Here is a 13,746-nt window from a genome sequence, read left to right as displayed (position 1 = left end):
TCAGGGAGCGATCGGAGGCGCAATCGCGTCCGCGCCTCAAGAGTATTAGCGCGCCTCGGCCGGTTTGGGAGCGGCCAGCCGGTCGATCTCGCGCAGCGGCGCTTCGGCGGCGCGTTCGCTCGCGGTCGGCTCCATCGCGGCAAGCGCGGCGCCGGGTTCGACGGTCTTCAATTTCGCCAGCGTTTCGCGGAAGCGCGCCAGTTCGGCGCCGGTCAATTGCGCCCGCGTGACGAAGCGCACGCTGGCCGGATCGATCGCACGCCCGCCGCGATACATTTCGTAATGGAGATGCGGCCCGGTCGACAGGCCGGTGGAGCCGACATAGCCGATCACCTGGCCGCGCTTGACGCTTTGCCCGCGGCTCACCGCGATCCGGCTCATATGGCAGTATCGCGTGTCCGTCCCGCCTCCATGGCGCAGGCGCACCGCTTGGCCGCAGCCGCCCATGCGGCCCGCGCCGATCACTTGCCCATCGGTTACTGCCACGATCGGCGTGCCGCTGCGGGCACGGAAATCGACGCCCGCATGCATCCGCTTGTATCCCAGGATCGGATGGCGGCGCATGCCGAAACGCGAACTCATCGGGCCGGGAACAGGCGCGACGAGCCCGCTGCGCTGTTCGCCGACGCCGCTGGCTTCGAAGAAACGCCCTTCCGTGCCCCAGCGCATCAGCTGGACGCGCGGTTTGTCGCCCCGCTCGATCCCGGCATAGAGCAGTTGGCCCGCCTGCCGTTCGCCCGTTGCGGCACGGCGGTGCGACAGGATGATATCGAACGTGTCGTCCGCGCTGAGATCGCTCGTCACGTCTACCTGCTCGCCCAGTGCCTTGAGATAGGCCTGCACCGCGCTTGCCGGAGCGCCCGCCGCGCGGGCCGAGCGATAGAGGCTCGATCCGATCTTGCCGCGAATGCGCAGGGGCGTGTCGTCGACACGGATCGCCTCGCGGCTGAGCGCGAGAGCGCGATCATCCGACCGTGCCACCGCCAGTTCGAGATCGAAACGCGCCCGAAAGCGCAGCTCTTCGAGCGGGCGGGGATTACCTGCAATGGTGCGGCGGCCGAGCACGATATCGACCTGCGTGCCCGGTTCGATCTGGGAGAGCGGCATGGCACCGCCGATCAGCGCCACGATCCGCTGCGCATCGCCTGCCCCCACGCCGGAGCGGCGCAGCATGCGTTCGAAACTGTCTCCCGCAGCCAGAGTGGCCACCAGTTCGAGACGCGGACGTTCGGGCGCGGCAGCCAAGGGGCGAACCAGCGCGGTCGCGCCCATGCGGTGGCCGGTATCGGCCCCCAGAGCCAGCGGTGCGATCGTCTGGCTGCGCAATTCGTCCCGCTCTGCCTCGCTCAATCGCGCGGGCGGTGCCGCTTCCAGCGGCGCGAAGTCGGGCCAGAAAGCGATGGCGGCACTCGACAGGCCGATGAACGTGCCCACGCCGCGCAGCCAGCGCAGGCTCCCGATCCCGCGCCCGAGATCGGGAGCAAGATCCAGCGCGGAAAGTCGCCGTGAAAGGCGCTCGCGCCAGCCGGGCGCCGTGCGAAGCGGGGGTTTTGTCGGGGAAAGCGCGATCTGATCGTGCGCGAGCGCGGCGGCGGGCAGGCCTAAGCCTGTGCCCACCTCTTGCAGCGCATCGTCCTCGCGCGTTCTGAACACAGTCCCTCCGCCGCATCGGTGGCCCACATTTCGGCGATCCGGGCCGAAAGCGCGGCGCCAATGGCGAAAGCCTGTGCGCTTTTAAAGTTAAGTCCCGTTTAATCCGCGCCGGATGGCGCCGCACCTGCGACGAACGGATGGGCTTACGCGGCAGACGGTTGTGCGCGGCCCGCACGCCTGCCATCTACTCCGGCGTGAGCGATCAAGCGATCAAGGCGGTCCTGGGGCCGACCAATACCGGCAAGACCCATCTCGCCATCGAGCGGATGTGCGGCCATTCGAGCGGAGCGATCGGCTTTCCGCTGCGGCTGCTGGCGCGCGAGGTCTACGACCGGGTGCGCGCCATCAAGGGTGACGATCAGGTGGCGCTGATCACCGGCGAACAGCGGATCGAGCCGAAGAACGCGCGCTATCTGTGCTGCACGGTCGAAGCCATGCCGCGCAGTCTCGACGTCAGTTTCGTTGGGCTGGACGAGGCGCAATTGGGCGCCGATCGCGAGCGTGGCCATGTCTTTACCGATCGCCTGCTCAATCTGCGCGGTCGGCAAGAGACGATGCTGCTGGGCGCGGCCACGCTGGAACCGGTGGTGAAGGCGCTGATCCCGAAGGTCGAGGTCAGCGAGCGGCCACGGTTTTCGACGCTGTCGCATATCGGCCCGCGCAAACTCTCGCGCCTTCCGCCCAGAAGCGCGGTCGTCGCCTTCAGTGCCGAGCAGGTCTATGCCGTGGCCGAAATGTTGCGGCGGTTTCGCGGCGGCGCGGCGGTGGTGATGGGCGCGCTGAGCCCGGAAACCCGCAACCGTCAGGTCGAACTGTTCCAGAATGGCGAGGTCGATTACATCGTCGCCACCGACGCGATCGGCATGGGCCTCAATCTCGACGTCAACCACGTCGCCTTTGCAGGGCTCACCAAATTCGACGGAGTAAGGATGCGGCGGCTGTTTCCGGCGGAAATGGCCCAGATCGCCGGGCGTGCCGGTCGCCACCAGCGCGACGGAACCTTCGGCACGCTTTCCGGACAGGGCGGCAGGAACGCGGCCGCGCCCGAATTCACCGAGGATGAAATCTACGCGATCGAGGACCATCGCTTCGCGCCTCTGACCCATCTCTACTGGCGCGAGGCGGAGCCGCGCTTCGACAGTATCGCCACGCTGATCGGCGATCTCGAAAGCCCGCCGCAGCATGCGATGCTGCGCGCCGCGCCCGAAGCGATCGACCTCGCGACGTTGAAGCGGTTGGCGGAAGAGCCCTTCGCCGCATCGATCCGGGGCGCGGGCCAGGTGCGGCGCTTCTGGGAAGCGTGCTCGCTGCCCGATTTCCGCGCGCGGGGGCCGGACGTCCATGCCCGTTTCGTCGCGCGGCTGTGGCAGGACTTGCAGGAAGGGTATCTCGGCGCGGATTATGCCGCGGCGCGGATATCCGAACTCGACAATATGGCGGGCGATATCGATACGCTGCAGGGCCGCATCGCGGCGATTCGCACCTGGGCCTATATCTGCCAGCGGCCCGACTGGGTGCTGGCACGCGACGAGATGGCCGCGCGCGCCCACGCCGTCGAAGCCAAATTATCGGACGCGCTGCACGGTCGCCTGACCGAGCGCTTCGTCAATCGGAGGACTACGATCCTGATGAAATCGCTGGGACAGGATGCATCGGCGCTGCCGATCGGAATAGACGAGGACGGCGCGGTTAGCGTCGACGGAGAGCATCTGGGCCGTGTCGAGGGCCTGCGCTTCACTGTCGATCCGAGCGCACGGCACGAGGATCGGCGCATGCTGCTCGCCGCCGCGGAAAAGGCGCTGCCGCGCCTGCTGGGCCAGCAGGTCGAGGCGCTGGTCGCAGCCGGTGTCGCGGATCGCGTCGAGCTTGCGAAGGGCGCGATCCGCTGGAACGGTCAGATCTTGGCCAATCTTGAAGCGAAAGAGGGACAGGCGCGGCCCGTTCTGGTGCCCTCGCGCGAAGTCGCGGCCTTGCCAGAAGCACCGCGCAAGGCTCTGCTCGCCGCGCTCGAAACCTGGCTCGACACCGTTCTCGCCCCGCTCGATCCGCTGGAGAAATTGCACCGGGCGGCGAGCGACCCCGAAGCCGGATCGCAGGCACGCGCGCTGCTGCTCAATCTCCTCGCCGGGCATGGCTTCGTCACGCGCGAACAGGCGGGGATCGAACATCTGCCCAAGGAAATGCGCCCCTTTCTGCGGCGCATTGGCGTCACTTTCGGCGCGCTCGACATCTTTGCGCCTGCGCTGCTGAAGCCCGCGCCGCGCCGCCTGCTAAGCGCTATCGGGACCGATCGGCGCTCGCTGGAAGAGGCGATGTTGCCGGTGGTCGCGGATCGCAAAAAGCTGCCATCGGGCTATCGCCATGCGGGAAGTCAGGCGATCCGCATCGATCTCGCGGAGAAAATTTTCCGCGCCGCGCACGAAACGCGCGCCAAGGCGCAAGGGAGCGGCAAGCAGCAGGACCGGCGCAAGAAATTCGTGCTCGATCTGGCGCTGCCGATCTCGATCGGGCTGGAAGGGGACAACGCCGTCCGCTTGCTTGGCCAAGCCGGTTTTCGCGTCCAGCGCGCCCGCCCCCTGAAGGAAGGCGCATTCGGTCCGCCACGGCCCGATCGCTGGGAATGGCGCCCGAAACCGGGTGCGGGGCGCCGCAAGCAGCAGCGCAACGAACCCATCCGCCCCCGCGAAGGCAGCGCCTTTGCCGCGCTCGCCGATCTGGTGCGCTAGGAATCGCCTCGTTTGAGCGGGATGCGGATAGACCGGCTGCTCTGTCACTTGCGGTTCGTGCGCACCCGCAGTCGCGCCACCGCCCTCGTCGAAAGCGGCCATCTGCGCCGCAACGGGACGCGTGTCGCCCGTGTCAGCCAGCCGGTCGAACCGGGCGATGTGCTGACCGTGCCGCTCGGCAGCCGGGTCGCGCTGATCGAAATCCTCAGCCTGCCGGACCGCCGCGGATCGCCGCGCGAAGCGCAGGCCTGTTACCGGATGCTCGATCCGGCTCTTGACCGCAAAGCCCAAATCCCCATAGGCCGGACGTCAGACACACCCTGAAGGATGGCATTCCCATGACCTACGTCGTCACCGACGCCTGTATCAAATGCAAATACACCGACTGCGTCGAGGTCTGTCCGGTCGATTGCTTTTACGAAGGCGAGAACATGCTCGTCATCAATCCCAGCGAATGCATCGATTGCGGCGTGTGCGAGCCGGAATGCCCGGCCGAAGCGATCCTGCCCGATACCGAAGACAATCTGGAAAAGTGGCTGGAGCTGAACACCAAGTTCAGCGCCGAATGGCCCAACATCACGCAGAAGAAGGATCCGCCCGAGGACGCCGACGAGCACAAGGGCGAAGAGGACAAGTTCGAAGCCTATTTCAGCCCCGAACCCGGCGAAGGCGATTAAGCCTATCCTCCAGCGTTTTATCCAGGATGGTAAGGCGGCCTTCGCAGCCGGCGGTGACGACGAGATCGGCATCGTCGCTGCGGGGATAGCCTTCTATGCGCTCCTGGCAATCGTGCCGCTGCTGGCGACGGTGGTGCTGGCCTACGGTATCGTTGCCGATCCGGCGACCGTGGCCAAGCACATCTCCGCTCTTGCCCAGACATTGCCGCAATCCGCCGCCCAGCTGATCGGAGATCAATTGCAGCGGATGACCGAGGGCGAGAACGGCGGAAAGATCCTGAGCCTCCTGCTTGCCGTCGCGCTTTCGCTGTTCAGCGCGCGCAACGGCGCGAAATCGCTGATGACGGGCCTCGCCATTGCGCTGAATATCGAAGACCGGCGCGGGTTCCTGCGCGCCAATATCGTCGCGCTGGCACTGACGGCGGGCGCAGTCGTCGGCCTGGCGGTCATGGCCGGTGCCGTTGCGGCTCTGGGACTTCTTCCCGCCAGCGTATCGGGCATTGTCAGCCCGCTCGTCGTCTTCCTGGCCGGAATGGGAGGCAGCGCCATGCTGCTGCGCTTCGCCCCCTATGGGCATCCCCTGCCCTGGGCCGCGATCAAGCCCGCCGCAGCGCTGTTCTCCCTGCTCTGGCTGGTCGCGACGATCGGTTTCGGGATCTATGCCGCCAATTTCGCCAGCTATGGCGCGACGTATGGTTCGCTCGGCGCGGTGGTGATCCTGCTGACCTGGTTTTACCTCACCGGATATTTCCTGCTCTTGAGCGCCGAATATGCGGCGGTCCGGGCGAAAGCGGCCGCTTCCGACACTTGATTACACGGACTCGCAATAAAGGCGAGGACGTGCTATATAATGCAACAACCCCGCCGGTTTGCCGCCGGACGGGCGCATTTGATTGAAAGGGCAGGTACCCCTCCAAGCATTCCGATCCGGTTTTCGCCCGCGGCCATCGCGCCCGCGGCACGGACCTCTCGTAATGCTGCCCCTCCCAAACCCTGCCCGGGACGAAAGGATTTGCGCATGGCGAGCAAGGCCGATGATGCCTTCGATGTTGGCGATTACGTTGTCTATCCCAAGCACGGCGTAGGCCGTGTGATCGAACTGCAGAGCGAGGAAATCGCCGGTATGCAGCTCGACCTCTACGTTCTCCGGTTCGAGAAAGAGCGCATGACGCTGCGCGTTCCGGTCAACAAGGTGGAATCGATCGGCATGCGCAAGCTGTCGAGCGACAAGACTCTGAAAGAGGCGATGGAAACCCTGAAGGGTAAGCCCAAGGTCAAGCGCACCATGTGGAGCCGCCGCGCCCAGGAATACGAAGCCAAGATCAATTCCGGCGAGATCGTCCTGATCGCGGAAGTGACGCGCGACCTGTTCCGTCCGGACGACCAGCCCGAACAGAGCTATTCCGAGCGCCAGATTTTCGAAGCCGCCTCCAGCCGCCTCGCCCGCGAACTGGCCGCGATGGAGAAGACCGACGAGCCGACAGCGCTCGAAAAGATCCTCGACGTGCTGCGCGAACACGCGCCGCAATATTACGACAACCCCGAAGAGGGTTGATCCGATTTAAAACGGGGCGCTTCGGCGAACCGCTTACGACATTCGACGAAGGGGTCGTTTCCAAGCCGGAAACGGCCCCTTTCGTTTGGACCCGCGCTTGCACGACATCGTAGGGTGTATTATTACACCAACACGGAACGCCGCTTTGCGCGAAAGGATTCTCCCATGCTGTACGATCTCGTCAAACGACTGGCTCCCGCCGCCAGCCTCGCCGCTGGCGCACTGGCGCTTTCCGCGTGCGGCGGCAATATCTCCATAGACGACAGGAACGGCGTGCCTCTCGCCGAACTAGACCGCAGCGGGCCTGCGCCGACCGAACTGGTCCTGGCCGGCCCCGATGGCGTCGAAGTGGTCGAAGGCGGTGCGCTCGATATCGCCGTGTCGGGTGATCCGCGCGCAGTCGAAGCCCTGCGTTTCTCGCTCGAAGATGGATCGCTCGCGATCAGCCGGAAAAAGGACGCCGATGGCAATATCGGCAGAGCGCAGGTGCGCGTGACCACGCCAAGCCTCACCGCCATCGTCCTCGCCGGATCGGGTACTCTCGATGCGCAGCGGCTCTCCGGCAAGCCGGAGGTCACGATCGCGGGATCGGGCACGGCGCGTGTGCGCGAGATCGCGGCGGAAACCTTCGACTTGACCATCGCCGGATCGGGCGAATTCGAAGGCAGCGGCACGGTCGGCAAGCTCGATCTCACCATTGCCGGATCGGGATCGGGCCGCATGGCCGATCTTCGGGCGGATCGTGCGGACGTGACGATCGTCGGTTCGGGCAATGCCGAATTCGCTTCGGACGGCACGGTCGAAGGCAGCGTCATGGGCTCGGGCGCCGTCACCGTGACCGGGAACGCGCAGTGCGATGTCAGCAAGATGGGATCCGGCAGCGTGACGTGTCGCGGCGGCAATGGCCGCGCCGCTGAGGGCGAAACAGCCGGTGACGCATCCCGAGGGGCCTCTGGCGCCAATTAATCGGCATTTCATAGGATCGCCGTAAGATGGCGCGAAAGGTATCTCTCCCATGCGCCGAATCTCTGTCCTGTTTCCTGCCGCTTCCCTTCTGATCGCGTCCGTCGCTCTGTCGGGCTGCGTCGGTACGCTGGTCGACGTCGCGACGGCGCCGGTGAAGGTGGTAAGCAAGGGGGTCGACCTTGCCACGACAAGCCAGTCCGAACGCGACGAGAAGCGCGGCCGCGAAATCCGCCAGCGCGAAGAACGGCTCGGCAAGCTCGAACGCCGCTACGAAGACCGAATGGAGGATTGCCAAGACGGCGATCGCCGCGCCTGTGCCGAAGCGCGCGATATCTATGCGGAGATGCAATTGCTCATCCGCTCTCTCCCGGTCGAACCTGAAAGCTAGTCGGGCGGAGTCGCTGCCCGGCGCAAGCGGTCGTTGATCGCGATACCGATCCCCTCTTCCGGCACCGGCGCCACCGCTATGCGCGGCTTTTCCGAGCGGGCCGCTTCGTGGAGGCAGGCGTAGAGGCGCGCAGCAGCCTCGTTCAGATCGCCGCGCGCGGACAGAGTGCAGTCCCCGGAGATCGCGCCGAACCCGATCACGAAGTCGTCTGGCGCAACTTCCCGCACGTTAAGGCGCATCGGTTTTCCCGGCGCATAATGGCTGGCGAGCTGGCCGGGCGCTTCGATCCCGCCAGCGCCCCCGCCAATGGGTAGAGCGCTGTCCCAGTAATAGCGGTGCAATCGGTCGAGATCGACCGGACCGGGCCGCAATTCCTCCCATTGGCCATCCGCGCGGATTGCCAGAATCGTCGATTCGAGCCCCTCGGCGCAGGGAAGACCATCGTCGAGGATCAGGTCGATCCGCCCGTCCAGCGTGGCTGCGACATGCGCGGCGCTGGTCGGGCTGACGAAACCGCTGCGATTGGCGGAGGGCGCGGCCAGCGGAAACGCGCATTCGGCCAGCAGGGCCTGCATCACGGGATGGTTCGGACTGCGCAGAGCGACCGTGTCGAGCCCCGCCGTCACTGCCGCGGCCAGCCTCGCATCCGGCTTGCGGGGCACAACAAGAGTAAGCGGCGCGGGCCAGTAATGATCGGCGATTATCCCCGCATCGTGCCGCAAGTCCGCGAACTCGCGCGCCTGCGCTCCATCGCGCACATGGACGATCAGGGGATTGAAGCTCGGCCGCCCCTTCGCTTCGTAGATGCGCGCCACCGCCTCGTCGCTGTCGGCGCGCGCGGCTAGGCCGTATACGGTCTCCGTCGGCACCGCCACCAGACCGCCATCGCGCAGCACCTGCGCCGCGCGCGCGATTCCCCCTGCGTTGGCGAGGATCGTTTCCGTAGCGTATTTGCCGCTCATGCGTTGGCGCTATATCTGTGCTCGCGACAAGCCAAGAGGACTTTACCCGTGACCTATTCGCCCGCCACTCAGGATCAACTGCTCGCCATCCGCGTCAACGCCGGAATAGAGGAGCTTGCGCAGAGCGAACGCTTCGCCGCGGCCGAGCCCGACATGGTCGAAGCGATCGTGGAAGGCGTCGGCCAGTTCGCCGCCGGAGAATGGGCGCCGCTCAACCGTACGGGCGATCTGGAGGGCGCGAAGCTCGAAAACGGCGTGGTGCGCCTGCCCGACGGGTTCGAGGAAGCGTACAAGCATTACGTCGAACAGGGATGGAACGCGATTGCATCACCCGGCGAATTCGGCGGTCAGGGCCTGCCCTTCACGCTCGCCTGCAACGTGCTCGAAAATCTCGGCACGGCGAATATGGCCTTCAATCTGCTTCCGATGCTGAGCGTCGGCGCGATCGAGGCGCTGGAGCATCACGGGTCGAGCGAGTTGCAACAGAAGTATCTTCCGCAACTGGTCAGCGGGGCATGGTCCGGCACCATGAACCTGACCGAGCCGCAGGCGGGCTCCGATGTCGGCGCGCTGCGGACCACGGCGCATCCCATCGAGGACGGTGAGCACGCAGGCAAATGGTCGATCAAGGGCCAGAAGATCTATATCACCTGGGGCGAGCACGAGCTGGCGGAAAATATCATCCACCTCGTTCTGGCGCGCACTCCTAATGCGCCTGAAGGCAGCCGCGGCATATCGCTGTTCGTCGTGCCGAAGTTCCACGTGAAACCCGATGGCTCGCTTGGGGCTCGCAACGATCTGCGCTGCGTCAGCATCGAGCATAAGCTCGGCATCAACGCCTCACCGACTTGCGTCATGAGCTATGGCGACAATGGCGAATGCGTGGGCGAATTGGTGGGTGCCGAAAATCGCGGGCTCGCGGCGATGTTCACGATGATGAACAATGCGCGCATCAATGTCGGCAATCAGGGCGTCCAGATCGGCGAGCGCGCGACGCAACAGGCGACCGATTACGCTGCCGAGCGCATCCAGTCCGCGCGCGCAGGTTCGGGGGATAAGGAACCCGTGGCAATTCTCGAACATCCCGATGTGCGCCGCATGATCCTGCGCATGAAGGCGCTGACCGAAGGGATGCGGGCGCTGCTCTATTACACCGCCGGGCAGACCGATCGCGGCACTCTGGGCGACGAAGCGGCCAAGGCGCGCGGCGATATCTGCGTGCCGCTGATCAAGGCTTGGGGCACCGATGCGGGCACCGAGGTCGCCAGCCTCGGCATCCAGGTCCATGGCGGCATGGGCTATGTCGAAGAGACAGGTGCCGCCCAGCACTGGCGCGATTCCCGGATCGCTCCGATCTACGAAGGCACGAACGGGATTCAGGCCGCCGATCTGGTGACGCGCAAGCTGGGCCTGGATGGTGGCGAAGCCCTGATCGGTTTCCTCGAAGGCATCGCGCGCGATTGTTCGGACGAGCCGACCCTGTTTGCGCTTGCCGGCGATTGCGCGGGCGTGGCGCGCTGGATGCGCGAAGAAGCCTCGCTCGACGATCGTTTGGCGGGGAGCGTTCCTTTCTGCACCATGATGGCAGTGCTCGTCGCCGGATGGCAGCTGGTGAAGCAGCGCGATGCAGTCGCGCAAGGCGCCGCGCCTGCGCTCGCGGCGACGAAACCCGTCACCGTGCACTTCTTCCTCGAACGGATCGTGCCCGAAGCGGCGGGGCTGAAGGCCAGCGCGATTGCGGGCGCGGACCTGCTCTATTCGCTGGAAAGCAGCGCCCTGCTGGCGTGACTTACTGCGCGGGTTCTTCCCGCGCGTAATCGTCATCCCCGAAGGTGGCGCGCAGATCGCCGGTCAGTTCGCGCTGCGGCGGAAGCGAGCGCGCCTGCCGCCGTTCGATCGCCGCGGCGGGCTGCGCATTCGGAGCGATCACGCGCCAAATGATCCCGGCCGTGTCGTCGCTCACCAGAAGCGCCCCGTCCTCGGCCCAGTCGACCCAGGTGGGGCGGCCGCGCGTAGTGCCCTCGCCCGTCAGGAACCCGGTCAGGACCGGAACCGGCTTGCCCTGCGGATTGCCGCGCGCATCGAAGGCGACATAGACCACGTCGTACCCCGACGCAGGCTTGCGATTCCATGAGCCGTGCCGCGCCACGAAAGCGCCCGAGCCGAATTGCGGACCCATGCGCGCGCCCTCTTCGCTGAAGACGAAACCGAGCGCTGCGACATGCGGGCCCATCGCATATTCGGGACGGCGGGCGTATTCGGTGAGGTAGGCCGGCATCGGGGCATCGACGCGCTCGTCGATATTGTCGCGCCAATAGACCCACGGCCAGCCGTATTGCGCGCCGACCGGCACGTTGGTGAGGTAATCGGGCACGAGGTCCGATCCAAGCATGTCGCGCTCGTTCACCGTGGTCCACAGCTCGCCCGACCAGGGGCTGAAATCGAGACCGTTGGCGTTGCGCAGCCCCGCACCGAACACGCGCTGCCGGTTCGTTTCCAGATTGTATTCCCAGATCAGAGCGCGGCCTTCTTCGGCCTCCATGCCCTTTTCACCGACATTCGAGGCCGATCCGACTGCGACATAGAGACGATCGCCATCGGGATGGAGGATCAGATTACGCATCCAGTGATTGCCGCCGGGCGCCAGATCCATCACCTTGCGAGGGCTTCCCAGACTGGTCGCTCCCAACTCGTACGGGAAGGCCAGCACGGCATCATGATTGGCGACGTAGAGCGTCCCGTCACCCCAGGCGATGCCCGAAGGAGAGGCCAGCTCGTCGGTCAGCGTGGCGCGCTGTTCGGCCCGCCCGTCGCCATCGGCATCGCGCAGCAATACCAGCTCGTCGGGCGAAACGCCTGCCGCCCCAGCTTGCTCGAACAACAGTCCGGCGATGAAATTGGTAATGGAGAACCCGCCCCCCTCGCTCGCCGGAGCGCGCGTCAGAGTGACGAGCACGTCGCCATTGGGAAGCGTATAAATCACACGCGGATGATCGAGCCCTTCGGCAAAGCGCCCCACGGTCAGGCCTTCCGCAGCCACCGGAACCTCGTTCGTGCCCCAGCCTACTGGCTCGGCGATCTTCACGGTCGGGATCGTCTCCGGATCGGGTTCCTGCAGAGTCGGATCGGTCCCCGCCACTTCGTCCACGCTCAGATCGGCCCGGTCGCCGCGCGTGACGTAGAAGATCGCCGCTGCGATCAGGAGGATAACGATGACGACGCCGATCAGGACTTTTGTGCGAGTTCTCATGACCGACAGGTTTAGGCCGCTGCGCGCCTTGCGGCAATGGCGCGTGCATCCTAGCTAGCCGGGCATGTACGATTTCCGACCCGCCGATGGCACACCGAAGCCCGATCTCTATCGCGACCTGCTCGCGGCTGCCGATGCTCTGACCGCCGATGAGGCGGACGGCGTCGCGAACATGGCCAATGTCTCGGCACTGCTGTGGGAATTTCTGCCGGATGTGAACTGGACCGGCTTCTATCGCACCGATCCGAACTCGCCCGACGGGGAGCTGGTCCTCGGCCCGTTTGCCGGACGGCCCGCCTGTATCCGGATCCCGAAGGGCAAGGGCGTCTGCGGCGCGGCGGCTGAAAGCGCGGAGACTCAGCTTGTCCCCGACGTGCACGCGTTTCCGGGCCATATCGCCTGCGATTCGGAAACCGCTTCGGAACTGGTCGTACCGGTAATGCGCGACGACAAAGTGATCGCGGTTATCGATCTCGACAGCCCGAGCAGGGCGCGGTTCGACGAACAGGATCGTGACGGGATCGAGGCGCTCGCCCAAATGCTGGCTTCGCGGATTTGATTCGTACTTTCAGCGCGATCCGCCCCAAAGGGGGACAGCGCATCCCTGCCGGTTTTACGCACCTTCGACGATGGTGATATCATACGGATATAACGCCGCACCAAAGCGGCGCAGACTCGCTTTGCCGAGAGGGAGATGATGATGTCCGTACGAACATTCGCCGCCGCACTCGCGACCGGAACGGGTTTGCTTGCGAGCGCCGCGGGCGCGCAGACGATCTACTATGAAGACGGCGATTATCTCTACGCCGTGCCGGCGGAAACCGTCGTCACACAGACTGTCGAACCGCAGGCGGACGGCGCGATCGTCCTTCCGCCGCAGGACGTTACGCAGCCGGTCTTCGAATACAATCCGGTTGTCCAGCCGATCGGTGGGACTGTGGTCGAGGCCGCCGCGCCGCGTGGCGGCGTCCGCTCGATTCCTCCTCGCCAGGCGGGCGAGAGCTATCGCGAAACGTCGCAAATCGGCACTGCCTATGCGGGCGCACCTGCTCCTGCTCAAAATTATCCGGTTTATCGCGGCGCTTACGCTTTTCAGAACGCGCCGCAATCGGGCTATCTTCCCGGAGGCGGGCAATTGGTCAGTTTCGATCGCGAAGCGTGGCTCGCCGAATGTCGGGCGCGCGTCGGAACCTACGAGGAAAGCGATCGTGCACGTCTGATCGGGACCGTCGTGGGCGCAGCAGCAGGAGGCCTTATCGGCAATCGCGTTGCGGGAAGCGGGAATCGGGTTGGCGGCACCGTGATCGGTGCGGGGACCGGCGCGGTAGCCGGATCGGTCGTCGGCGATGCGATCGACGATCGTGAGGATGCGCGGCGCTATCGGGAAGGCTACGGCGAAGATGGCGGCTATTGCGCCGCCTATCTGGACGATTACCTCGCCCGCGCCAGTCAGACGGCGGGCACTGCCACCACGACCGTACCGGGCCAGCAATATTTCCTCGTACCGGTAACGGTCGAAGTGGCGCAGCAGCCTGTCTATGTCGACTGACTTGCCGCCAAGCGCCTGAA

Annotated in this window: 13 protein-coding genes; 10 read left to right on the top strand and 3 right to left on the bottom strand. The window is 65.5% G+C overall.

Features of this window, described 5'->3' with window-relative positions:
* Positions 1-45: 45 nt before the first annotated feature.
* Entirely contained in the window at positions 46-1,653 is a 1,608-nt protein-coding gene (locus tag J7347_RS10610; RefSeq protein WP_348521607.1) for a M23 family metallopeptidase, read from the bottom strand.
* A 194-nt stretch (positions 1,654-1,847) separates the two neighbouring features.
* Here J7347_RS10610 and J7347_RS10605 point away from each other — a divergent pair, with 194 nt between their 5' ends.
* From J7347_RS10605 to J7347_RS10575, 7 genes are all read left to right on the top strand, one after another.
* Positions 1,848-4,379 (top strand): helicase-related protein, encoded by a 2,532-nt coding sequence (locus J7347_RS10605; protein ID WP_348521606.1) that lies wholly within the window; start codon positions 1,848-1,850, stop codon positions 4,377-4,379.
* 21 nt (positions 4,380-4,400) lie between these two features.
* Positions 4,401-4,703: a S4 domain-containing protein gene (locus J7347_RS10600; protein WP_209162103.1), complete on the top strand. Its 303-nt coding sequence runs from the start codon at positions 4,401-4,403 to the stop codon at positions 4,701-4,703.
* A 14-nt stretch (positions 4,704-4,717) separates the two neighbouring features.
* Positions 4,718-5,056 carry a ferredoxin FdxA gene (fdxA, locus tag J7347_RS10595; protein ID WP_067684869.1) on the top strand — a complete coding sequence of 113 codons (339 nt, stop codon included), beginning with the start codon at positions 4,718-4,720 and terminating at the stop codon, positions 5,054-5,056.
* A complete protein-coding gene (locus J7347_RS10590) occupies positions 5,052-5,867 on the top strand; it encodes a YihY/virulence factor BrkB family protein (RefSeq protein WP_348521614.1) in 816 nt (271 codons plus the stop codon). The genes fdxA and J7347_RS10590 overlap by 5 nt, the downstream gene beginning before the upstream one ends.
* 207 nt (positions 5,868-6,074) lie before the next feature.
* Positions 6,075-6,611, top strand: a complete 537-nt coding sequence (locus J7347_RS10585) for a CarD family transcriptional regulator (protein ID WP_067684874.1) — start codon at positions 6,075-6,077, stop codon at positions 6,609-6,611.
* A 165-nt stretch (positions 6,612-6,776) separates the two neighbouring features.
* Positions 6,777-7,577: a head GIN domain-containing protein gene (locus tag J7347_RS10580; protein WP_209161999.1), complete on the top strand. Its 801-nt coding sequence runs from the start codon at positions 6,777-6,779 to the stop codon at positions 7,575-7,577.
* Between the two features lie 49 nt (positions 7,578-7,626).
* Entirely contained in the window at positions 7,627-7,965 is a 339-nt protein-coding gene (locus tag J7347_RS10575; protein ID WP_209161998.1) for a hypothetical protein, read from the top strand.
* Here J7347_RS10575 and J7347_RS10570 read toward each other — a convergent pair.
* Positions 7,962-8,927: an L-threonylcarbamoyladenylate synthase gene (locus J7347_RS10570; RefSeq protein ID WP_209161997.1), complete on the bottom strand. Its 966-nt coding sequence runs from the start codon at positions 8,925-8,927 to the stop codon at positions 7,962-7,964. The two genes, J7347_RS10575 and J7347_RS10570, sit on opposite strands and share 4 nt — an antisense overlap.
* 48 nt (positions 8,928-8,975) lie before the next feature.
* Between J7347_RS10570 and J7347_RS10565 the strand changes: the two genes are divergently transcribed.
* Positions 8,976-10,715, top strand: coding sequence for an acyl-CoA dehydrogenase (locus tag J7347_RS10565; protein WP_209161996.1), 1,740 nt, complete (start codon positions 8,976-8,978; stop codon positions 10,713-10,715).
* 1 nt (position 10,716) lies between these two features.
* Here J7347_RS10565 and J7347_RS10560 read toward each other — a convergent pair whose 3' ends face one another.
* Positions 10,717-12,177, bottom strand: a complete 1,461-nt coding sequence (locus tag J7347_RS10560; protein ID WP_209161995.1) for a PQQ-dependent sugar dehydrogenase — start codon at positions 12,175-12,177, stop codon at positions 10,717-10,719.
* 64 nt (positions 12,178-12,241) lie between these two features.
* Here J7347_RS10560 and J7347_RS10555 point away from each other — a divergent pair, with 64 nt between their 5' ends.
* A complete protein-coding gene (locus J7347_RS10555; protein ID WP_209161994.1) occupies positions 12,242-12,736 on the top strand; it encodes a GAF domain-containing protein in 495 nt (164 codons plus the stop codon).
* Between the two features lie 135 nt (positions 12,737-12,871).
* Positions 12,872-13,726, top strand: a complete 855-nt coding sequence (locus J7347_RS10550) for a glycine zipper 2TM domain-containing protein (protein WP_245174001.1) — start codon at positions 12,872-12,874, stop codon at positions 13,724-13,726.
* Positions 13,727-13,746: the final 20 nt, after the last annotated feature.

The organism is Erythrobacter sp. A6_0, from assembly GCF_017744235.1.
Taxonomy (GTDB): domain Bacteria; phylum Pseudomonadota; class Alphaproteobacteria; order Sphingomonadales; family Sphingomonadaceae; genus Qipengyuania.
Note: the sequence above shows the minus strand (reverse complement) of the source record. Positions and strands in the feature narration are given on the sequence as shown.